This is a genomic window from Streptococcus suis, assembly GCA_022354845.1.
Taxonomy (GTDB): domain Bacteria; phylum Bacillota; class Bacilli; order Lactobacillales; family Streptococcaceae; genus Streptococcus; species Streptococcus suis_AA.
Genome location: CP031970.1, coordinates 457,882 through 483,169 on the forward strand (window position 1 = coordinate 457,882; position 25,288 = coordinate 483,169).

General features: G+C 40.9%; 22 protein-coding genes and 2 pseudogenes. 20 read left to right on the plus strand and 4 right to left on the minus strand.

What is annotated here, in order from left to right; translation table 11 throughout:
- The first annotated feature begins 79 nt into the window (after positions 1 to 79).
- From D2A30_02460 to D2A30_02530, 15 genes and pseudogenes are all read left to right on the plus strand, one after another.
- A pseudogene (locus D2A30_02460) lies at positions 80 to 583 on the plus strand (ABC transporter ATP-binding protein).
- Positions 584 to 667: 84 nt separating this feature from the next.
- Positions 668 to 1,357 carry a gamma-glutamyl-gamma-aminobutyrate hydrolase family protein gene (locus tag D2A30_02465; protein ID ULL20532.1) on the plus strand — a complete coding sequence of 230 codons (690 nt, stop codon included), beginning with the start codon at positions 668 to 670 and terminating at the stop codon, positions 1,355 to 1,357.
- A gap of 160 nt (positions 1,358 to 1,517) precedes the next feature.
- Positions 1,518 to 2,375 carry a MetQ/NlpA family ABC transporter substrate-binding protein gene (locus D2A30_02470; protein ULL20533.1) on the plus strand — a complete coding sequence of 286 codons (858 nt, stop codon included), beginning with the start codon at positions 1,518 to 1,520 and terminating at the stop codon, positions 2,373 to 2,375.
- Between the two features lie 156 nt (positions 2,376 to 2,531).
- On the plus strand, positions 2,532 to 3,899 hold the full coding sequence (locus tag D2A30_02475; GenBank protein ID ULL20534.1) for a M20/M25/M40 family metallo-hydrolase: 1,368 nt from the start codon (positions 2,532 to 2,534) through the stop codon (positions 3,897 to 3,899).
- Positions 3,892 to 4,956: a methionine ABC transporter ATP-binding protein gene (locus D2A30_02480; protein ID ULL20535.1), complete on the plus strand. Its 1,065-nt coding sequence runs from the start codon at positions 3,892 to 3,894 to the stop codon at positions 4,954 to 4,956. The genes D2A30_02475 and D2A30_02480 overlap by 8 nt, the downstream gene beginning before the upstream one ends.
- Positions 4,957 to 5,649: an ABC transporter permease gene (locus D2A30_02485; GenBank protein ID ULL20536.1), complete on the plus strand. Its 693-nt coding sequence runs from the start codon at positions 4,957 to 4,959 to the stop codon at positions 5,647 to 5,649.
- Between the two features lie 180 nt (positions 5,650 to 5,829).
- A pseudogene (locus D2A30_02490) lies at positions 5,830 to 6,511 on the plus strand (hypothetical protein).
- A gap of 266 nt (positions 6,512 to 6,777) precedes the next feature.
- Positions 6,778 to 7,263 carry a DUF1398 domain-containing protein gene (locus D2A30_02495; protein ULL20537.1) on the plus strand — a complete coding sequence of 162 codons (486 nt, stop codon included), beginning with the start codon at positions 6,778 to 6,780 and terminating at the stop codon, positions 7,261 to 7,263.
- 350 nt (positions 7,264 to 7,613) lie between these two features.
- Complete coding sequence (gene glyQ / locus D2A30_02500; GenBank protein ULL20538.1) at positions 7,614 to 8,531, plus strand: glycine--tRNA ligase subunit alpha; 918 nt, start codon at positions 7,614 to 7,616, stop codon at positions 8,529 to 8,531.
- Positions 8,531 to 10,567, plus strand: coding sequence for a glycine--tRNA ligase subunit beta (locus tag D2A30_02505; GenBank protein ULL20539.1), 2,037 nt, complete (start codon positions 8,531 to 8,533; stop codon positions 10,565 to 10,567). Before glyQ ends, D2A30_02505 begins: the two co-directional genes overlap by 1 nt.
- A 9-nt stretch (positions 10,568 to 10,576) precedes the next feature.
- Positions 10,577 to 10,834 (plus strand): DUF896 family protein, encoded by a 258-nt coding sequence (locus tag D2A30_02510; GenBank protein ULL20540.1) that lies wholly within the window; start codon positions 10,577 to 10,579, stop codon positions 10,832 to 10,834.
- Positions 10,835 to 10,924: 90 nt separating this feature from the next.
- Positions 10,925 to 12,282, plus strand: a protein-coding gene (locus tag D2A30_02515; GenBank protein ID ULL21973.1) for an IS3 family transposase whose coding sequence is annotated in 2 segments (ribosomal slippage) — positions 10,925 to 11,375 and positions 11,375 to 12,282 — 1,359 coding nt in all. Because the reading frame shifts where the segments join, the coding sequence is not laid out codon by codon here.
- Positions 12,283 to 12,325: 43 nt separating this feature from the next.
- Positions 12,326 to 13,473, plus strand: a protein-coding gene (locus D2A30_02520; GenBank protein ULL20541.1) for an IS3 family transposase whose coding sequence is annotated in 2 segments (ribosomal slippage) — positions 12,326 to 12,578 and positions 12,578 to 13,473 — 1,149 coding nt in all. Because the reading frame shifts where the segments join, the coding sequence is not laid out codon by codon here.
- Between the two features lie 132 nt (positions 13,474 to 13,605).
- Positions 13,606 to 14,682 carry a hypothetical protein gene (locus D2A30_02525; GenBank protein ULL20542.1) on the plus strand — a complete coding sequence of 359 codons (1,077 nt, stop codon included), beginning with the start codon at positions 13,606 to 13,608 and terminating at the stop codon, positions 14,680 to 14,682.
- 77 nt (positions 14,683 to 14,759) lie between these two features.
- Positions 14,760 to 15,131, plus strand: coding sequence for a hypothetical protein (locus D2A30_02530; protein ID ULL20543.1), 372 nt, complete (start codon positions 14,760 to 14,762; stop codon positions 15,129 to 15,131).
- Between the two features lie 22 nt (positions 15,132 to 15,153).
- Here D2A30_02530 and D2A30_02535 read toward each other — a convergent pair whose 3' ends face one another.
- The 4 genes from D2A30_02535 to D2A30_02550 form a co-directional block, all read right to left on the minus strand.
- The gene (locus D2A30_02535; protein ULL20544.1) at positions 15,154 to 16,491 is read right to left on the minus strand and encodes an MATE family efflux transporter; all 1,338 of its coding nucleotides are present in this window, start codon (positions 16,489 to 16,491) and stop codon (positions 15,154 to 15,156) included.
- A 70-nt stretch (positions 16,492 to 16,561) separates the two neighbouring features.
- Complete coding sequence (locus D2A30_02540) at positions 16,562 to 17,227, minus strand: TrkA family potassium uptake protein (protein ID ULL20545.1); 666 nt, start codon at positions 17,225 to 17,227, stop codon at positions 16,562 to 16,564.
- A gap of 12 nt (positions 17,228 to 17,239) precedes the next feature.
- Positions 17,240 to 18,589 (minus strand): TrkH family potassium uptake protein, encoded by a 1,350-nt coding sequence (locus tag D2A30_02545; GenBank protein ID ULL20546.1) that lies wholly within the window; start codon positions 18,587 to 18,589, stop codon positions 17,240 to 17,242.
- A gap of 351 nt (positions 18,590 to 18,940) precedes the next feature.
- Entirely contained in the window at positions 18,941 to 19,480 is a 540-nt protein-coding gene (locus D2A30_02550; GenBank protein ULL21974.1) for a Gx transporter family protein, read from the minus strand.
- Between the two features lie 183 nt (positions 19,481 to 19,663).
- On the opposite strand from D2A30_02550, the gene D2A30_02555 reads away from it, so the two are divergent.
- The 5 genes from D2A30_02555 to D2A30_02575 all read left to right on the plus strand — a co-directional run bounded on the left by D2A30_02555 (position 19,664) and on the right by D2A30_02575 (position 25,237).
- The gene (locus tag D2A30_02555; GenBank protein ULL20547.1) at positions 19,664 to 21,556 is read left to right on the plus strand and encodes an NAD(P)/FAD-dependent oxidoreductase; all 1,893 of its coding nucleotides are present in this window, start codon (positions 19,664 to 19,666) and stop codon (positions 21,554 to 21,556) included.
- 19 nt (positions 21,557 to 21,575) lie between these two features.
- Entirely contained in the window at positions 21,576 to 22,565 is a 990-nt protein-coding gene (locus D2A30_02560; GenBank protein ULL20548.1) for a polyprenyl synthetase family protein, read from the plus strand.
- Between the two features lie 93 nt (positions 22,566 to 22,658).
- Complete coding sequence (locus D2A30_02565; protein ID ULL20549.1) at positions 22,659 to 23,159, plus strand: FMN-binding protein; 501 nt, start codon at positions 22,659 to 22,661, stop codon at positions 23,157 to 23,159.
- 73 nt (positions 23,160 to 23,232) lie between these two features.
- Entirely contained in the window at positions 23,233 to 24,282 is a 1,050-nt protein-coding gene (locus D2A30_02570) for an FAD:protein FMN transferase (protein ID ULL20550.1), read from the plus strand.
- Positions 24,254 to 25,237 carry a 1,4-dihydroxy-2-naphthoate polyprenyltransferase gene (locus D2A30_02575; protein ULL20551.1) on the plus strand — a complete coding sequence of 328 codons (984 nt, stop codon included), beginning with the start codon at positions 24,254 to 24,256 and terminating at the stop codon, positions 25,235 to 25,237. The genes D2A30_02570 and D2A30_02575 overlap by 29 nt, the downstream gene beginning before the upstream one ends.
- The last annotated feature ends 51 nt before the right edge of the window (positions 25,238 to 25,288 follow it).

A 25,288-nucleotide genomic window follows, 5' to 3' on the forward strand; every position in this document is an offset into this window, starting at 1 on the left:
AGAGGAAGCTATAGTTTTTAGCTATACCTTTTTTAAGAGACCAAGCTTAATTTTTTTCTATAATATTAATAACTTAAAAATGTTGGAAAAGGTAGGTATACAGGGGGATGCTGTACATAAACGCCCAAAATCTTTTAGTGGAGGCCAACGTCAGCGTATTGGAATCGCTCGGGCAGTTGTATCCAATCCGCAATTTATCGTGTGTGACGAACCGACTTCTGCTCTGGATGTTTCGATTCAGGCAACCATATTGGATTTGCTTAACCAGCTTCAAGTAGATTTAGGTTTGACCTATCTTTTCATTTCTCATGACCTAAACTTGGTGCGGCATTTTGCTGATAGGATTGCGGTCATGTACAAGGGTAGTTTGGTTGAAATTGGGCCTGCGCAGGATATTTTTCAAGATCCCCAACATCCCTACACCCGCTATCTTTTGCAATCCAATTTAAGTTTAGATCCTAATCAGGCACGAGCTCAATTGCAGGAGTTGTCACAGACAGGTCTCCTAAAGGATTTCATTACGGAAGGCGAATGGAAAGAAATCAGCGGGGAGCATTACGTATTAGAGGCTGCTGATAAATAATTTTTATCAGTCTATAAATCTTCTATATTAGACAAGGCGAGTGAGCCGTGCTACAATGAACGAAATAAATGAAAGGAGCTTTTTATGGGAAAAGTGATTATTGGAATTTCAGGAAATGAACAAGAATTTCCAACAAAATCTGGTCGAGTTTACGTGACAGTTGCGCGTGAATTGGCAGACGGTGTTCGTCAGGCTGGTGGTGTACCAATGGTTATTCCTATGGGAACTCCTGATTTAGCCAAAGATTACATTGACATGATTGATAAGTTGATTTTATCAGGAGGTCAGCATGTTGACCCAAGTCTGTATGGGCAGGAATGTTTAATTGACAGTGATGATTATCTATTGGAGCGTGACGAATTTGAGTTGGCTTTGATTGCTGAAGCCTTACGTCAGGGAAAACCGATTTTTGCGGTCTGCCGTGGGATGCAGTTACTGAATGTTGCACTTGGTGGTAGCTTGGAGCAAGAAGTTGCTAATCATTGGCAAACTGATCTGGTGGGCACCTCCCATCGTTTGCAAGTCAAACCACAAAGTCGTGTCGGTAAGTTATTTGCTCAAGGAAGTCAAATCAATTCCTTTCATCATCAGCGGATCAAAGACTTGGCACCCGGATTAGTCGCGACTGGTCTAGATCCAAGAGATGGTACGATTGAGGCTTATGAAAGTAAAGGCAAACAGGCTCTGTTTGGCCTACAGTGGCATCCAGAATTTTTGTACAATGACTGTAAACAGCACAGAGAGCTATTTCACTATTTGATAGATGTGTTTTAAAGAGGGAAGTGGTTCCCTCTTTTATTATTATCAATTGTTATAATTGCATTTGTATTTGCTATAGTGAAAACCAATAGCCATTTATAAAAAAAACCAATTGGTCAGAACTGAATTTCTGTGTTAAGATAGATACAGTTCTAATTTTAAGGAGATATTTATTATGAAATTAAAAAAATTATTTAGTTTAGCAGCAGCTGCCTTGTCAGTAGGTGTACTTGCTGCATGTGGTAGCTCGTCCTCTAGCTCTTCATCTGATTCTTCAGCAACAACTGTTCGTGTGGGTGTGATGAGTTTGAGCGATTCTGAGCAAGCTCGTTGGGATAAAGTTCAAGAAATTCTTGATGATGAAGTGAAATTGGAGTTCACTCAATTTACAGATTACTCACAGCCAAACAAGGCAGTAGCTGAAAATGAAGTAGACATCAATGCTTTCCAACACTACAACTTCTTGAACAACTGGAATCAAGAAAATGGTGAGGATTTGGTTGCTATTGCGGATACTTATATCGCACCAATCCGTCTTTACTCAGGTACAGCTGATGGAAAAAACAAGTACACTAAAGTGGAAGAAATTCCAGATGGTGCAGAAATTGCGGTTCCAAACGACCCAACAAACGAAAGTCGTGCTCTTTACCTTCTTCAAACAGCTGGTTTGATCAAGGTTGGTGTATCTGGTACAGAATTGGCAACTATTGCTGATATTACTGAAAACAAGAAAAACTTGAAAATCACTGAGTTGGATGCAAGCCAAACAGCAAGCTCACTTAGCTCAGTTGATGCAGCAGTTGTAAACAACACATTTGTGTTGGAAGCTGGTTTGGATTACAAAAATGCCCTTTACAAAGAGCAAAAAGATGAAAATTCAAAACAATGGTACAACTTGATTGCAGCTCGTAGCGATTGGGAAAAATCAGAGCAAGCAGCATCGATTAAGAAGATTATCGAAGCGTACCAAACGGATGAAGTGAAAAAAGTTATTGAAGAGACTTCAGACGGTATGGATGAGCCAGTTTGGTAAAATGTAAATAGGTTGAGGACTGGGCAGCATTGTTCAGCCCTCTATCTGTTTTTATAGAGATAAGAAAAAATCTCTTAACCAAAGTCAGAAATGCGGGAGAATATTTGATTTTGGTTAGTAGATTTAATTGGTTTTCATTGAGTATGAGGAGAAAGTATGGCAGATAGTAAAGTTCAAGCATTTGAAAATGATGCGATTATTCAAAAATATTTTGAAAAGTTGAAGGTCTTGATTTCAAAGAAATCCATTTTTGCTCAGCAGATTGGTTTGTTGGATGTGGCGACTTATTTGAAAGAAATGTTTGAAGAGGCTGGGGCAGATGTTGTTTTAGACGACAGCTATGCAGCACCATTTGTCATGGCTAGGTTTGAGGCAACTGTTCCAAATGCTAAAACCTTGATTTTTTACAATCACTATGACACTGTTCCAGCAGATGCGGATCAGGTCTGGGAGAAGGGCAACCCCTTTGAATTGACTATTTCTGAAGGTTATATCTATGGTCGGGGGGTAGATGATGATAAGGGCCATATCACAGCTCGTCTATCGGCCTTGAAAAAATATCAGGCTAGACAAGATGGTCAGCTACCAGTCAATGTGATTTTTATTATGGAAGGGGCAGAAGAGTCAGCTTCTGTCGACTTGGACAAATACCTTTCAAAATATAAAGAACATTTAATCGGTGCTGATTTACTTGTCTGGGAGCAGGGGCATCGCAATAGCCTACATCAGCTAGAAATTGCTGGGGGAAATAAAGGAATTGTGACCTTTGATCTTCAGGTCAAATCAGCTGACTTGGATATTCATTCTTCCTATGGAGGTGTCATTGATTCGGCAAGCTGGTATTTATTATCAGCACTTCAATCCATGCGGGCTGCAGATGGACGAATCCTGGTAGATGGCATTTACGAGCAAGTGCAAGAGCCAAATGAGCGTGAATTTGCCTTGGTGGAGGAATTTGCACTGGCGACCAGTCAGTCTATGAAAGATATTTATGGCTTGACTCTTCCAACCTTGGTAGAAGATCGTCGTGAGTTTCTGAAGCGTTTGTATTTTGAACCATCGATTACCATTGAAGGCTTGTCAACTGGCTATCTTGGTCAAGGTGTCAAGACCATCATACCAGCTCAGGCTTCTGCTAAGATGGAAGTCCGTTTGGTACCTGGGTTGGAGCCGCATGATGTATTAGATAAGATTCGACAGCATTTGGACAAACATGGTTTTGACAAAATTGAGGTTATCTTCACTTTGGGGGAAATGAGCTATCGAAGTGACATGTCCCACCCTGCCATTGTCAATGTGATTGAATTGGCCAAAAAATTGACACCAGAAGGAGTTGCTGTCTTGCCGACGTCACCGGGGACAGGTCCCATGCATACGGTCTTTCACGCTTTAGGTGTACCAATTGTGGGCTTTGGTCTGGGTAATGCCAACAGTCGCGATCATGCAGGAGATGAAAATGTCAGCATCGATGACTACTATAGCCATGTTGAATTAGTAGAGGAGTTAATAGCAAGTTATGAGTAAGGAAATGATTAAGCTAGATAACATTGATGTAACTTTCCAGCAGAAAAAACGTACGATCGAAGCGGTAAAGGATGTGACCATCCATATCAATCAAGGGGATATTTACGGTATCGTAGGTTATTCTGGAGCAGGGAAATCTACCCTTGTTCGAGTGATTAATTTATTGCAGATGCCGACAGCGGGTAAAATTACTATCGATGAGGATGTAATTTACGAGGGAGAAAAGGTCACACTTACCCCAGCTCAATTGCGGAGCAAACGCCGTGAGATTGGCATGATTTTCCAACATTTCAATCTGATGGCGCAGATGACGGCAGAAGAAAACGTCGCCTTTGCCCTTAAGCATTCGGGTTTGAGCAAGGAAGAGAAGAAGGAAAAAGTAGCCAAACTCTTGGACTTGGTTGGGCTTTCTGACCGTGCTGAAAACTATCCAGCCCAATTATCTGGTGGTCAAAAGCAACGTGTTGCCATTGCGCGTGCCTTGGCCAATGACCCTAAAATCTTGATTTCAGATGAGTCAACTTCTGCCTTGGATCCGAAAACGACCAAGCAGATTTTGGCCCTCTTGCAGGAATTGAATGAAAAATTGGGCTTGACCATTGTCATGATTACCCACGAGATGCAGATTGTGAAAGACATTTGTAACCGTGTGGCTGTTATGCAGGATGGTCGCTTGATTGAAGAGGGTTCAGTTTTAGAAATCTTCTCTCATCCAAAAGAAGAATTGACACAGGATTTCATCAAAATAGCAACAGGAATTGATGAGGCCTTGGTAAAAATTTATCAGCAGGATATTGTTAAGAATTTGCCTGAGAATAGCATTTTAGTGCAACTCAAGTACGCTGGTTCCAACACGGATACGGCAATTGTCAATGATTTGTATAAATTCTATCAAGTATCTGCCAATATTCTTTATGGCAATATTGAAATTTTGGACCATACGCCAGTCGGTGAGATGGTAGTGATCTTATCAGGAGAACCTGGTCAGTTGCACCGTGCGATTGAGGCAGTGACGGAGGCCCGTGTAGAAGTGACGATTTTGAAAGGAGCGAACTAGATGTTAGAATGGATTCAAACGAATTTTCCAGATATTTATAAATTGGGCTGGGATGGTCAGACAGGTTGGTTAACACATTTTAATTTGACCCTCTATATGACCTTTGTTTCCTTTGCTTTCGGTGGATTTATGGGCTTGGTGTCTGGTTTATTCTTGGTTTTGACAGGTCCACGTGGGGTTATTGCCAATAAGACTGCATATTGGATTTTGGACAAGGTGGCTTCTATCTTCCGGGCCATTCCATTTATTATCTTGTTGGCAGCTATTGCTCCTTTGACAAAAATTATTGTTGGAAAAACCATTGGTACAGACGCGGCTTTGGTGCCCCTTGCTCTTTCAGTATTTCCATTCTTTGCCCGTCAGGTTGAAGTGGTCTTGTCAGAATTGGACCGTGGTGTCATTGAGGCTGCTCAGGCATCAGGTGCGACTTTCTGGGATATTGTCCTTGTCTATCTGCGTGAGGGGCTACCAGACTTAATTCGTGTGACAACTTTTGCTTTGGTTTCATTGGTGGGCTACACTGCCATGGCTGGAGCCATAGGAGCAGGTGGTTTGGGACAAGTTGCACTATCCTATGGTTACTTGCGCTATAATGATGATGTGACCTTTTTAGCAACTCTTTTGATTTTGGTTATCATCTTTGCCATTCAATTCATTGGTGATTTCTTGACCAGGAAGATTAGTCATAGATAGTTTTTTAGCTGTGTTTTTCAAATTTTGGATAGTCCTTGTGTTATTGAAAGCATCTTTATACAATAAATATAATTAAATAAACACTGCCACCGGGTAGTCATGCAACAGCATTTTATGAACGTCGTTAAGTCTTTGAAGGTGTTCATAGGGTGCTGATTTTTCTATAAAAGGAGTAGGAATATGTCACAATTTATTGTCGATTCATCTTTCTGGAGTCTATTTCCAGATGCAAAAATTGGAGTTCTATTATAGAAAGATTATAAAACGCCGGTGCAATCGCCTGGTGAATTAGTGAAAATACTGGAAGAAAGCAACGGAATTGCCCAGAAATTTCTTACGGAAGATACCTTTAGTGAGAACGAGGTCATTCGTACATATCGTCAAGCCTATCAAAAATTTAAAACAAAAAAAGGCGCGCGTTCTAGTATCGAAGCCCTTTTGAAACGTTCAACTAGTGACCGTCCAGTCACAACAATTTCTCCATTAGTGGACATTTATAATGCTGCGAGTTTGCGTTTTGGTCTTCCATGTGGTGCTGAAGATTTAGATACATTTGTAGGCAATCTCCAACTAACGGTCACTGAGGGTGGGGATGAATTCTATCTCATTGGTGATGAAACCAACACTCCAACTTTACCAGGTGAAGTTTGCTATAAGGATGATAAAGGAGCAGTTTGTCGCTGTTTCAATTGGCGCGATGGCGAGCGAACCATGATTACAGAGTTATGGAGTTGGTCAATTCTGATAGAGTAGAAGATTTGGAAAGTGCCCTAGATTTTATCAGTCAACACGCAGAAAAATTCTTGGGAGTAGTACCAGAAAATATCTACTAGATTGCGATAGGCCTGCAATAGCCTTGTAGGATTTGTCAGTGGGATTGTGTTCGGATAAATAGTGGTCTTTCTAGACAAACACTGATTTTTTTGCTACAATACTAAGCATGAAAGAAGGTTGTTTCAAAAGCCTGTCTAGCGAGCTTGGGAGAGTGAAAGCCAAGCCAGTCTTGAAATAATTGGCGCTTTCCCAGTCGTGAACTTATCCTACTTAATCAAAAATATACAAATGAAGTAATAAATTAGGGTGGAACCGCGTTCTCAACGCCCCTATGTCAGTTGACAGGGGAAGAGAATGTGGTTCTTTTTGTCTGCCGACCGAGTATTTCTTGTTTTTCATCTCAAGTTGGAAGACAGCTATTATAAAGAAAGGAGATCAATTTTCACCTTAGAAAATATCAATCGCGGTTATGAACAGTTTACTGGGCCTGATTTTCCCAAACTGATTGCCTATTTTAAGGACTGGGAAATGGTGGAAAATACTGTGGATATCCAGTCTGGCCAGGTTGTCTATTGTTCGAAGGCAGGTCAAACTCTGGAAAAGCAAGGCTATCAAGTGACGATACCTGTTTCGGACCGAGTCAATCTGGACCAGTTTGTGACCATATTACGCAATCATCAGGCTGGGCAAACAGATTTCCCTACCTTCTGCCAAGAAACAGCAGAAGCAGGCATTTACAAGTGGGTCATTGACCTCGAAGCCATGACCTGTTCCTACATGGACAAAGCAGAGCAGGCTGTTTTTGTGGAGACGGTACCTAATAGCACGAACATCCACTAGTTGATTTCACTCAAAAAGACATCGTTTTAAGGAGTGAAAAGTCGCGCAACTATTCATAGAAAAAGGAAAAATATGTCAAAAAAACTTACTTTCCACAGTGTCAGTGGCATAGTCTCCTTTCAGTCGAATTGCCACACGCTCATCGCTAGGGCGACTGAGCTAGACGCTGTACTAGTTCGCATTTCCTAGCGGTATGGGCTAGGAAGGCTCACGTCGCAAGAACATCGTCATTTAGTCTATCTTTTATTACGTCGTTAACTCGCTTTGCCGTACCTCAGTACTGCCTGCAGCTCGTTGCCTAGTACTAAAAGTAAACTAAAAGACTTAGATTTAAAGAAAGAAGGAAAAATATGTCAAAAAAACTTACTTTCCAGGAAATTATCCTGACCTTACAACAATTTTGGAATGAGCAGGGGTGCTTGCTCATGCAGGCTTATGATACGGAGAAAGGTGCGGGTACTATGAGTCCCTACACTTTTTTGCGTGCTATCGGTCCTGAGCCATGGAATGCGGCTTATGTTGAGCCAAGTCGTCGTCCTGCGGATGGTCGTTACGGGGAAAACCCAAACCGTCTCTATCAGCACCACCAATTCCAAGTGGTTATGAAACCATCGCCTTCTAATATTCAAGAACTTTACTTGGAGTCTTTGAAGCGTTTGGGCATCAATCCTTTGGAGCACGACATTCGTTTCGTTGAGGACAACTGGGAAAACCCGTCAACAGGTTCAGCTGGTCTGGGCTGGGAAGTTTGGTTGGATGGTATGGAAATCACGCAGTTTACCTATTTCCAACAGGTTGGTGGTTTGGCGACAGGTCCAGTCACAGCCGAAGTAACTTATGGTTTGGAACGTTTGGCATCCTATATCCAAGAAGTTGGCTCCGTTTACGACATCGAATGGGCAGACGGCGTTAAATATGGCGAAATTTTTATCCAGCCAGAATATGAGCATTCAAAATACTCCTTTGAAGTATCGGACCAAGATATGCTCCTTGAAAACTTCACTAAGTTTGAAAAAGAAGCAGAGCGGGCTTTGGAAGAAGGCTTGGTTCACCCAGCCTTTGACTATGTGCTCAAATGTTCTCACACCTTTAACCTGCTCGATGCCCGCGGAGCTGTGTCTGTAACCGAGCGTGCTGGCTACATTGCCCGTATCCGTAACCTTGCTCGTGTCGTTGCCAAAACCTTTGTGGCAGAGCGGAAGAAACTAGGCTTCCCACTTCTAGACGAAGCAACACGAGCAGAATTGTTGAAGGAGGACGCAGAATAATGACAAAGAATTTACTTGTTGAACTTGGCTTGGAAGAGATTCCTGCCTATATCGTAACCCCAGCCATGCACCAGTTGCGTGACCGCATGGCGACTTTTTTGACAGACAACCGTTTGGCTTTTGATAGCATCGATGTCTTTTCAACACCACGCCGTTTGGCTGTTCGTGTCCGTGGTTTGGCGGACCAGCAGACTGACTTGACGGAAGATTTCAAGGGGCCTGCTAAGAAGATTGCCTTGGACGCAGACGGAAACTTCACCAAGGCGGCAGAAGGTTTTGTCCGTGGCAAAGGCTTGACGACAGCGGACATCGTATTCCGCGAGATTAAGGGTGAAGAGTATGTCTACGTGACCAAACATGAAGCTGGTCAGCCAGCAAAGGCAGTTTTGGCGGGCATTCCAGAGGTCTTGAAGGCTATGACCTTCCCTGTCAGCATGAACTGGGCGTCCAACAAATTCGCCTACATCCGTCCTGTCCACACCCTGACCGTTCTCTTGGACAATGAAGCATTGGATATGAATTTCTTGGACATTTCATCAGCTCGCATCAGCCGTGGTCATCGTTTCCTTGGAAATGAAACTGAGATTGCAAGTGCAGATTCTTACGAGACAGACTTGCGTGCACAGTTTGTCATTACAGATCCCGCAGAGCGTCAACATATGATCGTCGAGCAAATCAAGGCTATCGAGGACAAACATAATGTGACCGTTGAGATCGACGAAGGCCTACTTAATGAAGTTCTCAATCTGGTTGAGTTCCCAACTGCCTTTATGGGCTCCTTTGACACCAAATACTTGGAGGTACCAGAAGAAGTTTTGGTCACTTCCATGAAAAATCACCAACGTTACTTCGTGGTGCGTGATAAGGCTGGCAAGCTCTTGCCAAACTTCATCTCAGTCCGGAATGGTAACGACCAACACCTTGACAATGTTATCAAAGGAAATGAGAAAGTCTTAGTGGCCCGTTTGGAAGATGGTGAGTTCTTCTGGCGTGAGGACCAAAAACTCAAGATTGCCGACTTGGTAGAACGCCTCAAAGTCGTGACCTTCCATGAGAAAATCGGCTCACTTTACGAGCATATGGAACGTACCAAAGTTATCGCAGAAAAACTGGCTGACTTAGCTGGCTTGTCCGCGGATGAAAAAGCGGATGTGGCACGTGCGTCAGACATCTACAAGTTTGACCTCTTGACAGGTATGGTCGGTGAGTTTGATGAATTGCAAGGGATTATGGGTGAGAAGTATGCCCTTCTTGCAGGGGAAAAACCTGCGGTGGCAGCGGCAATCCGTGAGCACTACTTGCCAAATTCAGCAGAAGGCGAATTGCCTGAGAGCAAGGTCGGTGCGGTCTTGGCACTGGCTGACAAATTTGATACCCTTCTATCCTTCTTCTCAGTTGGCCTGATTCCGTCTGGTTCAAACGACCCTTACGCTCTTCGTCGTGCAACACAAGGCATCGTACGGATCTTGGAAGCATTTGGTTGGGAAATTCCATTGGATCAGTTGATTGCGGAGCTCTACAGTTTGAACTTTGCCAGCTTGACCTATGACAACCAGTCAGCTGTGATGGACTTTATTCGTGCCCGTGTAGAGAAGATGATGGATAAGGCGATTCCGAAAGACATCCGTGAGGCTGTACTTGCCAGCTCAACCTTTGTGGTCAGACTGCAACTGGCAGCCAGCTCTGCAATTTTCCAAAAATCAAAAGAGGCTGACTACAAGCAGGCCGTGGAAAACTTGTCACGGGTCTTCAACTTGGCTGAAAAGGCGGAGGCGACTGCGATTGACGAGGCACTTTTTGAAAACGTGCAGGAGAAAACTCTTGCTGCAGCAGTGGCTGGCTTGGAGTTGACTGAAGACATGGCAGGCAACTTGGACAAGCTCTTTGCATTGAGCCCAGTCATCGCAGCCTTCTTCGACAATACCATGGTCATGGCAGATGATGTGGCCGTAAAAGCCAACCGCTTAGCCCTCTTAAAAGCCTTGGCAGACAAGGCTTCAGTAGTGGCAGTTTTCAATCTCTTGAATAGTAAGTAGGGGGAAAAGATGGAACAAGCAAAAATCAATCGGATCAATGAATTGGCTAAAAAGAAAAAAGCTGGTACCTTGACACCAGAGGAAAATGTTGAACAGGCTCAGCTCAGGGAAGAATACATCGAGGGATATCGTCGAGCAATCCGTCATCATATTGAGGGGATTAAGCTGGTTGATGAAGATGGCAACGATGTGACGCCAGAGAAACTTCGTCAAGTCCAACGTGAAAAAGGCTTGCATGGCCGTAGTTTAGATAATCCAAATTCCTAAACTTGAATTGCCAAAAAAAACAAGTGAAAGACTATGAACCGCACCCCAAAAGTTAGACAGAAAAAATCTAACTTTTGGGGTGCTATTTTTATGAAATTGAGCTATGAAGACAAAATCGAAATCTATGAACTACGTCAAAGTGGTCAGTCTATCAAGAACTTGTCAAAACAGTTTAATATTGCAGAATCTGTTATCCAATATATGCTTCGACTGATTGATAGGTATGGAATAAACATTGTCAAGAAAGGAAAGAATACCTATTATTCTCCAGAACTCAAGCAGAAAATGATTGATAAAGTACTTCTTGATAAGCAGTCAGTCCTCTCCGTCTCGCTTGACTACGCCCTGCCAAATCGTGGAACTCTTCCAAACTGGATAGCACAATACAAGAAAAACGGGTATACTATTGTTGAGAAAACAAGAGGGAGGCCACCAAAGATGGGGCGTAAACCAAAGAAAACCTGGGAAGAGATGACGGAGTTAGAGCGACTTCAGGAGGAAAATGAGCGCTTACGCACTGAGGTGGCTTACCTAAAAAAGTTGAGGGAGCTTCGTTTAAGGGACGAAGCCAGAGAGCAAGAAAGGCTCAAACAGTTAGAGAGATGGTCGCAGAAGGATTCCGACTAGATATACTGCTGGTTATTTCTCAATTAGCTCCTTCTACCTATTACTATCAAGTCAAGCAACTGGATAAACCAGATAAAGATAAGGAGTTAAAAGCTGAAATTCAAGCCATTTACGATGAACATAAAGGAAACTATGGTTACCGTCGCATTCACCTTGAGTTAAGAAATCGTGGATTTTCTGTCAATCATAAGAAAGTACAACGGCTGATGAAGGAGCTAGGATTAACTGCTCGTATTCGTCGACGTAAGAAATACAAGTCTTACAAGGGGGATGTGGGCAAGAAATCTCCCAATCTCATTGAAAAAATCTTTGAAGGAGCTAAGCCTTTTGAGAAGTGCTATACAGATGTGACTGAGTTCACTCTGCCAATTTGTTCTGAAAAACTCTATCTATCACCTGTTCTGGATGGCTATAATAGCGAAATTATTGCTTTTGCCTTGTCACGTTCTCCCAACCTCATACAAGTCAAGACTATGCTTGATAAAGCCTTTCCTGAGGAAACTTACCCAAATACCATTCTCCATAGCGACCAAGGTTGGCAATACCAACATGAAGCTTATCATCGTTTTCTTGCCAGTAAAGGCATACGTCCGTCCATGTCTCGCAAGGGAACTAGCACGGATAATGGCATGATGGAGTCCTTCTTTGGCATTTTGAAAACAGAAATGTTTTACGGATTTGAGAAGAATTTCAAGTCACTGGACCAACTAGAGCAAGCTATCACTGATTATATTTTTTACTACAACAATAAACGCATTAAAGCAAAACTAAAAGGACTTAGTCCTGTTCAGTACAGAACTAAATCCTTGGAAAGGTTATAATAAACTAGACACAAAGTTAAGAGAAATCGTGGAAAGGTTTATTATGGCAAGAAGAAAATTCGATAAACAATTTAAAAATTCTGCAGTAAAACTCATTCTTGAAGAGGGTTACTCTGTTAAAGAAGTCAGCCAAGAGCTTGAGGTTCATGCCAATAGTCTTTATCGCTGGGTTCAAGAAGTTGAAGAATATGGAGAAAGTGCTTTTCCAGGCAATGGGACAGCCCTAGCTAATGCCCAACATAAGATTAAATTGTTAGAGAAAGAAAATCGTTATCTTCAGGAGGAACTTGAACTTCTAAAAAAGTTCCGGGTCTTCTTGAAGCGAAGCAAGTAAAACGTTTTGAATTTCTCTTGAAACATCATGGGAAGATAAAAATTAAGCATGCAGTAAAAGTTCTTAAGGTTTCTCGCTCAGGTTTCTATGAATACATGCATCGTCGTCCTTCAAAACAACAAGTGGAGAGAGAAATTCTCTCAGAGAAGATAAAAGCTGTCTTTCATGAGCATAAGGGACGCTATGGTGCGGTCAGAATTACCAAGGTACTTCATAATACTGGTATTATGACCAACACGAAACGTGTTGGAAAACTGATGCACTTGATGGGACTTTATGCCAAGGGAAGCCGTTATAGATATAAACATTACAACAGAAAAGGAGCTTCGCTTTCAAGACCCAATTTAATTAATCAGATCTTTAAAGCAACAGCTCCTAATAAAGTATGGCTGGGAGACATGACCTATATCCCTACCAAAGAAGGCACCTTATACTTAGCCGTGAATATCGACGTTTTTTCACGTAAGATTGTAGGCTGGTCAATGTCTTCACGGATGCAAGATAAACTGGTGAGGGATTGCTTCTTACAAGCTTGTGGGAAAGAACATCCTCAGCCTGGCTTGATTGTCCATACTGATCAAGGGAGTCAATATACAAGCTCTCGTTATCAATCTACTCTTCGTCAAGTCGGTGCTCAATCTAGCATGAGTCGTAAAGGAAATCCCTATGACAATGCAATGATGGAGTCTTTTTATAAGACGCTAAAGAGGGAGCTTATTAATGATGCTCATTTTGAGACAAGAGCTGAGGCTACTCAAGAAATATTTAAATACATTGAGACCTATTACAATACAAAAAGGATGCATTCAGGTCTTGATTACAAGTCTCCAAAAGACTTTGAAAAATATAATTCTTAAATTCTCTTAACTCCGTGTCTAGTTTTTCGTTGACTTTCCAAAAAGTTAGATTTTTTCTGTCTAACTTTTGGGGTGCGGTTCACTAGGTTTCCTAGTCTTTTTTTGTTATACTATTAAAAAAGGAGGTTTGGTATGAAGAAAGTATGGAATTGGATTGTTATAGGTGTTTCTGTTCTTTGTGGTTTTGCGAGTGCCATGTATTCGACTTATGGGATGGCTCAACTTTTACCAGAAAATGATTCCTTCTATGGACTGTGGGTGTTTGGTCTAGGTTATGTCTGGTTTCTAGGTACTTTTTACCTAACCCTCATTCTCCACGAATTAGGGCATGCCTTCTTTGGTTGGCTGACGGGTTTTGACTTGGTGGCGCTTGGCTTGGGCAATCACTTGTTGGTCAAGACTGACCAAGGATGGAAATGGAAGAAAACCGTGATTGTGCAAGGGGCAGCTGCTCAGTATATCGGAGTCAAAAGAGATGAGGATGACCCTCGAGCGATTCTGATGTTTGCAGGTGGCTTGATTGTCCATCTCAGTCTCATCCTTGTTTCTGTTTTGATTGGGTTCTTAACAGGGCATTGGAGCCTACCTCTCTCGCAAATTCTCCTCAATCTATCCTTGTTTATCCTCAATGCCAATCCTTCTGGAATGGTGGATGGTGCTAAGATACAAGAGTTGCGTGCTCATCCAGACTATAGCCGATTGGTCTATCAAGCACTTAGACACACCTCTCAAGTCATGGTGGACCCAACTGCAGCAAACTTAAGCGATTTTGTTTTGGACCTACCAATCTTGCCTGGGCATTTGTCACAGATTCACTATCTAAACTGGACGGAAGTGCTGATTTTCCAAGGGGAGTATCAAGAAGCCCAAGAACGCTTGGAAAAAGTGATAGCGGCATCTGATAATGACTATATGGTGAAGCTGGCAAAACTTGTATTGTTGGAAGTCTATATCTTACAAGGCTTAGAGGAAGAGGCTAGAGTATTAGGGCAGGACAAGCAGCTCAAGGCTCTGCTCAAGTATCCTATGGGAAATTACCAAGTCATCGCGGCTCTCTACCACCAGCGAATTACGGAAGATAGCAAGGCTTTGAAAAAATCTCTGGCTCAGGCTAAAAAAATGCTGCCCAACAGCCCACTCTTAGCTGATGAGCAGGATTATTATAGAAAGCTCTTGATAGAACTTGAGTTAGAAAGCCAACTATCATAGTAGATTGTGTTAACTTGTATTTGCTATAAAATTCTTGTTAAAATATGTATGGAAACAAATAGATAGGGAGGTTGGTCATGAAAAAAATGATGTACACCTTGTTGGTGCTTACCTATGTTATAGTCGCTTATTTGTTGGTCTATGTCCTTCCACACTATTATTTTGGTGCGATTATGGGGGCGGCAGGAGCTAGTCTTGGTGCTAGTTACAAACAGTTCAAGGAAGTACAAGCTTTTCCTGACAAAGCCTTGTCGGCTTATTTTAAGTGGGATAAGACAACGACAGCTATTCTATTAGTGGTTATTTTGGGACTAATTCTTTTTGTTAATCTGCTACCAGTGTCCAATGTGCAAGTCGGGATGGCTTTCTTGGTTGGGCTTAGCTATAGTGCGCTTTGGAGAGTCCTTCCTATCCAATTTCTACGAAAATGCTATTTTAAAAACGCATGACATAGGTCATGCGTTTTTTAGATTAAACAGTCTCTCCTTTTTTTAGTTTGCGGGAGAGGATAATTGTGCTTGGGATGAGAACTAAAATACTTCCTATCCAAGCTGCCGGGTTGGCGGCGGCAACTCCATAGAATCCAAATAATTGGAGCCCGATAATTGCCACCCCTGCTCGCATGATAAGTTCACCAAATCCGGCTAAGGTTGGAATGAAACCTTTACCTAAACCTTGAACGAAGCTACGAATAATGAAGAGAATGGCCAAAATCCAATAACAACTGCCATTGATTATGAAGTAGCTCAATGCGAGCGAGCGAACTTCTAAACTAGCATCAGGCAAAAACAAACTAGAGAAGAAACTATGGAAGATAACCAGTAGTATTGCATAAACAATCGACCAGGCAATATCAATCCAAAGCGCTTGTTTGAGTCCTTCTAAAATCCTGTTGTACTCTTTTGCACCATAGTTTTGAGCAGTGAAAGTGGAGACAGCTAGACCTAAATTAATCATAGGCAGCATAGCTAACTGGTCGGTTTTACTAGCAATGGCTTGAGCAGCAATGGCTTGAGTTCCTAGCTGATTGAGCATTGCTTGAAGGGTAAGAGCTCCAATTGCAATGATACTTGCCTGAAATCCCATGGGGAAACCAACCTGTGCATGTTTTTTCAAATTATCTTTATCTAACTTCCAATCAGATTTTGTAAGATGAAACTGAGGAATTTTTCGTTTAATATGAAAGAGAAGGTAGAGGACAGAAACTGCTTGAGCGGTAACGGTAGCAAAACCAGCGCCAAATACACCCCACCCAACATTTAAAATAAAGAAAAAGTCGAGAATAATATTGATGATACAAGCCAGTATGAGAGCTATAAGTGGAGTGGTTGAATCACCTAAACTCCGAATTGCAGCGGACAAATAGTTATATAAAATGGTAAACACCATTCCACCAAATATAGCAACCATAAATGCATAAGAATGCTCGATTAAATTTACTGGTGTTTGTAACAATTCTAGAATAGGTCGTAGAAAAATGAGCGAAAGGACAGTTAATACTAGGCTAACAAGAATGGAGTAGAAAAGCCCATGGACAAAACTATGGCGGAGGCCAACAGTATCCTTAGCCCCAAAACGCTGTGCGGTAACAATGGCTAGCCCACTGGTCAATCCTTGAGCAAAACCTACAATTAGAAAGATAAGGCTACCGGCCGTCCCTACACTGGCAAAAGCTTCCTCACCCAGGGTGTGGCCGACAATCATGGAATCGGCAAAATTATAAGCTAGTTGAAAAAAAGAACCGATTAAGAGAGGAAGAGTGAAACGCAAAATAACAATGATTGGTCTTCCTTTAGTTAAATCATTCATAAAATCTCCTGAAAAGGTGCAAAGTATAAGCCCACTAACATTCCGACAAAGCTGGGTTAGTGGGCTAGGTTTAGTCGGTTAAATCTTCAAAGTGGTCAATGGTATTGTGGTCTGTAACTGCTGTAATCAGCTCATCTTCATTGAAAACATAATCTGGTGTTAATTGGATATTCAGTTCCTGATTCTCACCACAACGGTAGCCGATGATATTCATTTTGTAGTTTTGACGTAATTGCAATTCCGCCAATGTTTTTCCAAACCATTTTTTGGGTGGTCTGAATTCAACAATAGAAGCGTTACCACCTAATTCAAAAACACTAGTAGTATTGCGGTGAATTAAATGTTTAGCAAGAGAGATACCTGTTTCTCTTTCTGGTGAGATTACCTTGTCCGCACCGATACGTAATAAGATTTCTTTTGTAGTGGTACCTTTAACTTTGGCAATGATCTTAGGCACGCCTAACATTTTACTGTGCATCACCGCGAGGACACTTGACTCGAGATTGTTACCAGTGGCAACGACGACAGCATCACAGCTTTCGATACCTGCGGCCCTTAAAAGAGAGCGGTCTGTAATATCTCCGACAACCCCCCTTGTTAAAATGGATTCAAGCTGATTGATTTGATGCTCATGGTTATCAACAGCAATGATATTGCAATCGTATTTATGAAGTGTTTTAGCAATGGTAGTCCCGAATACACCGAGACCTAAAATTCCGATAGTGTAAGTTGACATAATTTTCCCCTATTAAACTAACAATGATGATTTTGCGTATTGCAAGCTTTCTGTTTTTGAAATGCGGCGAATAGAGAGACTTGCTAAAATGGATAATGGTCCGATCCGTCCAAAAAACATGAGAGCCATGATAATGGCCTGACCAGCCATACTAAGATTTGGAGTTAAGTTAGCAGTAACTCCTACAGTTGCTAGAGCCGACATGACTTCAAACATAAGATAAATCAGAGGTTGAGTCGCATCAGTTACCGTTATTGCAAAAAGGCCGGTTAAAAAGATCATTAGAAAGACAGAAAACGTTGCGATTGCTTTTCGTATTGTTAGATTGTCGATAGTATGAGACATAAAGTTTGTATGAGGCAGACCTAAAATTTCGCTACGTGCATAGAGAATGATGGTAAGAAATGCAGTAATCTTTATCCCGCCAGCAGTCCCTCCAGGTGCACCACCAAGCATCATTTGAAAAATATAAATGAGAAGTGTGACTGGTTCAGCCTTTGTATAATCAATACTTGCAAAACCAGCGGTTCGCATGGTAACAGTTTGGAAGAAACTAACCAGTAATTTTTCCCAAAACGGGAGATTTCCAATAGTATCTGGGTTGTTCCATTCCGTAATAATAGTAAGAAGTGTCCCAATTGATAGAATAGTAATGGTTAAAGCAAGAACTACCTTCGTGTGAAAACGTAATTTTTTAAAGTGTCCTTTGGTTACAATCTGTGTTTGAAAGTCAAACCAAACAGAAAATCCCAGTCCCCCCATGATAATTAAGGCGGCTAAAGTCAGATTGACTAGTGGATTGTCAACATAGCGGACAATACTAGTAGCACCAAAGTTATCAAAGCCTGCGTTACAGAAAGCTGAAACTGCTAAAAATGCAGAGCTGAAAAGGCCGCGTTGCCAGCCAAAATCTGGAACAAATTGAAATGATAGAATCAAAGCGCCAAGAGATTCAATGGCCAAAGTGAAACCGAAGGCAGATTTGATAAAGCTACGAAAGTGCTTGGTATCAGAACGAGATAATGCTTCTTGGAGCGTAGCCATATTCATGAAATCCATCTTTCGACCGCTACGAAGAGCAAACAAACCAATGAAACCCATAAGACTAAGTCCACCGATTTGAATCAACAACATACAGATAATCTGTCCAAAGGTAGAATATGATTCGGAGACAGCTTGAGTGAACAGGCCTGTCACACAGACCATAGAAACAGCTGTAAAAAGATGATCCCAATAGGTGGCGACGGAGCTATCAGCTTGTGAAATCGGTAAGCTGAGTAAGATAGAACCGATCAGAATTACCAGCAAAAAACTGAATATAATTCGTCGACTCGGTGTCAACTTGATAGGTAAAAAAGACATGATATTCCCTTTTGATAATTAAATATGAAGCTATTGTAGCACAAATAGTGGAAAAAGGTAAGAAATAATGAATTAAAATGTTTATGAAATTATCAAGAAAATCAAGGGATTTTATTACCTGATGAATACCAGTTTTGTAAAGGGTTACATGCAGAAAATTCAGACGATAGATTGTCGATTATTCTGCTAAAATAGTAATAATAGACGGCTTCATAACAAAAAAAGTCAATTCATTTTGTGAGCTGACTTTGTATCATATTAATCGGATCTGATTATCAAGTAATTGAATATATACTATTGGCTAATCTATATGCATTAGATTTTTTGTATTCAGATTAAAAAAGAAGAGAGCTATTTCCACTCAGCTAATATTTTTTGGTGATAGTAACGAAGAGGACCCACTTTTTCAAGCAAGTAAGTGGCGGCTAATCCTACCAAAAATCCAGAAAGTATTCCGCTAAAAGAGAGTATCGGAAGGTAGTTTAATACATAAAAAGAGCGAGCGATGGTAGCGAAAACAATCAATTGACCGACGTTGTGCATCATACCTCCCAGTATTGAAATGCCAATTGGGCTGACCCGACGAGGACCGAGTTGTTTTGCAGATAACATTACAATATAGCTTAGAGTCACTCCTGCAAAACTATAGAGAAAAGTGGAGAAAGAACCACCTAGAAAAGTTGAAATAAGTAAGCGTAACGAGACCACTTTTACACTATCTTTCGCAGGGAGTGTAAATATTGCAATCAAGCTGATGAGGTTGCCAAGGCCTAGTTTAGCGCCAGGGGCAAAAGAGAAAGGTGTGGGGATTAATCGTTCAACTACCGAAATTACGACAGCTTGTGCAGCTAACATCGTAATAAAATTTAAGGTTTTACGTTTGGAATTCATCATTGACTTTTGAAATATTCTTTCTTGGCATTATTTTCTTACTAGTTATCTTACATTTTTTTTCGTTACCATGCAAGTATGCAGATATACCACTAATTATTGAAAAACGCTTGAAATGTATAAGATATTAAGATATAATGATTTTGTTATAAATTGTTGCTATTTTCACAAGGAGGATTAATTGTGACGAAAAATATTGTGATTGTCGGTGCTGGCTACGCAGGGATTGCAGCAGCTCGACTATTAGGGAAAACGTTTAAGAAAAACGAAGATGTAAGCGTTACCTTGATCGATAAAAACTCTTTCCATACTTACATGACAGAGTTGCATGAAGTAGCTGCAGGACGAGTGGAAGCTAATGCAATCAAGTATGACCTACAACGTATCTTCAAAAAATATCCAAAGGTTCAGTTGGTGACTGATAAGGTTGTAGAGATTGACTACGACAAGAAACAAGTCGTTGCTGAACACCAAACCTTGGCATTTGATTATTTGCTACTTTCTATGGGTGGTGAGGCGAATGACTTTGGTGTCAAAGGTGTCAAGGAACATGGTTTCACTTTATGGTCTATTGAGGCAGCTGAGCGTTTGCATGACCACATCATTGATGCTTGCTACCTTGCCATGCGTGAACATGATGAAGCAAAACGACGTGCCCTTCTGACCTTTACAGTTATCGGTGCTGGCTTTACTGGTATTGAGATGATCGGTGAGTTAATTGATTGGGTACCAATTTTGGCGCGTGAGTTCAAGTTGGATCCGAAAGAATTCTCACTCAAGGTTGTTGAAGCAGCGCCAAATATCTTGGCTATGGTTACTGAAAAAGAACAAGTCAAGGCTTGTAAATACCTTGAGAAAAAAGGCGTTGAATTAGTACTTGGTGATGGTGTTGCGAGTGTTCAAGAAGATAGCTTAACATTGGCATCTGGCCGTCAAATCCCAACCTACACTTCTATTTGGACTGCAGGTGTTCAAGCAAATTCTGATTCTAGTGAATTCGGTATTGAAAAAGCACGTGCAGGTCGCCTAATTGCCAATGAATTTATGGAAGCCAAAGGCAAAGAAAATGTCTATGTGGCTGGTGACTTGGTTTACTTTGAAGAATCAGAAGGAAAACCGACCCCTCAAATCGTTCAAGCAGCTGAACAAACTGGTCATACTGCAGCAAGCAATATCATTGCAGCGATTAACGGCGGAGAAAAGCACAGTTATAAAGGCAAGTATGATGGTTTTATGGTATCTATCGGATCACGCTATGGTGTTGCTTTCTTGATGGATAAATACCATATGTCTGGTTTCTTTGCTATGGCAATGAAGCATATGGTTAACTTGCTATACTTCTTTACTATCCGAAGTTTCTTCTACATGGGATCTTATGTGCGTCATGAGTTCTTTGATATTAAAAATAAACGGAACATCTTTGGTGGACATACTTCTGGTAAGGGCAATCTTTTATGGTCAGTACCGATGCGCTTATTGTATGGATCAGTTTGGCTCTATGAAGGTGTGAAAAAAGGGTTTGGACTATTTGGAACAACGTCATGGTTTGGTGATCAAGTTGTCTTCCCATTCCCATGGTTAGCTGATCCAGTTTCTGGAGCTTCTGCAGCGGAGACAGTTTCAAGCGCTTCACAAGCTGCTACTACCGCAGCGGAAGTAGCAGAACCAATTTTTGGATTGAGCTACGCCTATGGTGAAACACCGATGACCGTTTTAGAAAAAATGCCTGACTGGTTTGCGTCAATTATGGAATTCATGATGCCGAACCAAGAAGTTGCGCTCTTTATGCAAAAATTCATGACTATTGCAGAAATCGGAATTGGTTTAGCCTTGATTGCAGGAGCATTTGTATGGATTGTATCTGCTGCAACAGTAGCTTTAGTAGTTATGTTCAGCTTATCGGGTATGTTCTACTGGGTAAATATTTGGTTTATCCCAGCAGCAATTTCATTAATGAATGGTGCAGGTAGAGCATTTGGATTAGATTATTGGATTATGCCATGGTTAGGTCGCTTCCTTGATAAGACCATTTATGGGAAGCCCAAGCATATTTACAGAATCAAGGATAATAAATAAAGGAAATTTCAACAGTTAAGTGGTACATCAAATTTGGGATGCCCACCCAGACATTAAGAGGGGGCTTGAAGAGGTTAAAACCATCATCTTATCAGAGATGATGGTTCTGCATCCAGCAGTAAAAACAAAGATTGTTGAGTATGTAGAGGCACCGGGTAAATACTTGCGTGCTGGCCTTTGTCTGCTCTTTGCACAGATGAAAGAAGGGCAAATTCATCAATCTAAGTTGTATTTTGCTGCTTATCTTGAAGTTTTACATCTAGCAACCCTTATACATGATGACGTGATTGATGGGGCAGATAAAAGACGGGGAGTTATCACGGTCCATCAGCAATTTTCAAATCGGATTGCAATCTATACTGGTGATTATCTTTTGGCCTATTCAGGCCGTTTGTTGGCCAAGGGGTTACGGTTACAAGATCTATCTCAGGAAGATATGAATTTAGGCAATGATAAACTCATGGAAACCATTTTAAGAGGAGAGCTGTCTCAATTAATGAATCAGTTTGATACAGAAATGACTATGAAAGCCTATCTCAAACAAATACAAGGGAAGACAGCATTTCTCTTTGGTTTGTCATGCCAATTGGGAGCTTTTGTGCCAGGACAGTCGAAGAAAGAAAGTGGACTAGCTTTTCGAACAGGTCAAGCCCTTGGTATGGCATTCCAGATCCGAGATGATTTAATTGATTACCAATTGGATGTTAGAGTATCTGGTAAGCCTCAATTGCAGGATCTTCAAAATGGTATTTATACTGCCCCATTGTTACTTGCTTTAAGAGAAAGAAAGGAAATTCGTCAGGATTTAAAAGCGTATATTGAAAATCCACAGACTGAAGCTCTGGATAAGTTGGCAATAAAAATCAAGGCTACAGGTGCTATTGAAAAAACGGAAAGCTTGATTTCTTCCTACCTTATTAAATGCAACAATTTTGCAAATAGAATGCAAATTTCAGAAAAAGAATCATTTGATCGAATCATAGAAAACGTATTCAAAAAATACTTCTAATTTGTGATTTTTTTGTCAATTTGACTAGACAGATAGAAGAAAAAGTTATATCATTATAGTATAGTTATTAACATAAAACAAAGGAGTTTTATCATGAAAAAGACAAAATGGATGTTGAAAAGTTTGTTGGTTCTCGGTGCTGCTGTAACTTTGGTAGCATGTGGTGCTAAAGAAGAATCAACAACATCATCAACAGCAGAAACAACTACTTCTGAATCTTCATCAGCATCAGCTTGGAAAGATGGTACTTACAAAGCTGAGTCAGGATTTGATGAACGCGGTTGGAAATTTGTTCACGAAATCACTATCGAAGGTGGTAAAATTACAGCTTCAACTGCTGATTACGAGGACAAAGATGGCAATTTGAAATCAGAAAATGCTGAATACAATGCAACAATGAAAGAAAAATCAGGTGTATCTTCTGCAGAATCTACAGATAAACTTGATGAAGAACTTCTTGCAGCACAAAGTGCAGATGTAGAAGTAGTTTCAGGTGCAACTCATACTTCTGAAAACTTCAAAAAATCAACTGAAGCACTTTTGAAAGCTGCTGAAGAAGGAAATACAGATACAATCACACTTACATTTGAGTAATATCTGTCAGTAAAATGAAGGCACAGTAGCCCAATCTGGCTACTGTGTTTTTTCTATTAGAAAGGATGAGTTAATGAAAAAGGGAATCCGTTTATTTGTAATTTATATTGCTGCATTTTTCCTAGTAGCATGCGGAGCTAAGAAAACGGAAACGTTACCTGTCATAAAAACTCCATTGACTCGTAGCGAAAGTCTACTACATACAGTAGTGCAATTGAGTATCTATCACGATGATCAAGAGAAAGTGATGGATGAGGCAATCGTCTATATCAAGGAAATGGAAAGTCTGCTGTCAACGAATTTGGATGGTTCAGATGTTTATCGGATCAATCAGGCGGCTGGAAAAGAAGCTGTCAAAGTAGATGATCGGACTTTTGAAGTAATTGAGAAAGCTATCGAGACCAGTGAAGAGAGTGATGGTTTATTTGATATTTCAATCGGTGCTGTGACTAATCTCTGGAAAATTGGGGATGAAGATGCACGTAAACCCAGCGATGAAGAAATACAGGCTGCTTTGCCATATATAAACTACAAGGATATCACTCTGGATAAGGAAAAACAAACAGTCTATATCAAGAAAGGAATGACCTTAGAACTCGGGGCTATTTCAAAAGGATATATTGCGGATAAAGTTAGAGAGTTGTTTGAAAGTAAAGGGATTACTACAGCCATTATCAACCTTGGTGGGAATGTTGTAGTCATGGGTGACTCACCGAAAACACAAAAAGGATGGAACGTTGGCGTTCAAGATCCGGATCAAGTTCGAGGGACAACGGTTGGCTCAGTTCCAGAGACACATGATTCAGTCGTTACATCTGGTATTTATGAACGGTATATTGAGGTAGATGGTGTAAAATATCACCATATTTTAGATCCTAAAACAGGTTATCCTGTAGAAAATGACATTTCAGGAGTCACAGTTTTTTCAAAAACCTCGGTTCAAGGAGATGCCTTGTCTACAACTCTTTTCTTGCTCGGTGTTGAAAAAGGACTTGATTTCATCAACCAAATGGATGGAGTTGAAGCGGTCTTTATTGATAAGGAGCACGGTGTTCATCTGAGCGATGGACTTAAAGATAGCTTTGAATTAACGAATGAGGAGTATCATCTTGTCAGTGAATAAATCAAAGAACGGGCTTAGTTTACCCGTATTTCTAGAATTTGTCGAAATCAAAACAAAGGTTGCCAGTGTCTTTCCTATGACACTGGGGCTTCTATGGGCAGCTTATCGCTATCAGACTTTTAATTGGTTGAATACGCTGTTGTTTGTCCTGGCAGTACTGAGTTTTGATATGTGCACGACCGCAATAAACAATAGTATGGATTATCATAAGGCAAAAGATGAAGCCTATCGTCAAGAAAGTAATGTGATTGGGAAGTTTTCGCTTGATTTTCAGCAAATGATTGGTATTATTTTTACCTTACTTATTTTTTCCATCCTGATTTCTTTATTGCTTGTCTGGCGTACAAGCTGGCTACTCTTGCCAATGGGGGCGCTATGCTTTCTCATTGGAATCTTTTATACATTTGGTCCTATTCCATTGTCGAGAATGCCACTGGGGGAAGTCTTTTCTGGAATAACTATGGGATTTGGAATTTTCTTTTTCGCTGTATTTATTCAGCAACCAGATTTGCTATTGACAAGCCAGGTGAGCGGTCAGTGGATGACTGTACAATTCTCTTGGACAAGGATATTGGAAATCATTTTAATGTCTATTCCGTTAGTTACTTTGATTGCTAATATCATGTTGGCAAACAATACCTGTGATTTGGAAGAAGATATTCGCAACCATCGCTACACCTTGGTCTACTACATCGGTAAGAAAAATGCTTTGAAACTATACTTTGTCTTGGCAAGTTTACCATGGTTGCTGTGGCTGTTGTACTGTTTGACAGGTTTCTTGCCATTCTGGGCATTGATTGGTTTGCTTGGTCTAGTGCCTGCTTATCATAGTTTGGAACGATTCTTGAAAAAGCAAGTGAAACGCGAAACTTTTATTGAAGCAGTAAAAAGTTTTGTTCTCTTTTCAGGAGTATATGTGCTTACGCTGCTAGTAGCCCTTATATTTAATAAATAAGACACAGCCTATGAACCGCACCCCAAAAGTTAGACAGAAAAAATCTAACTT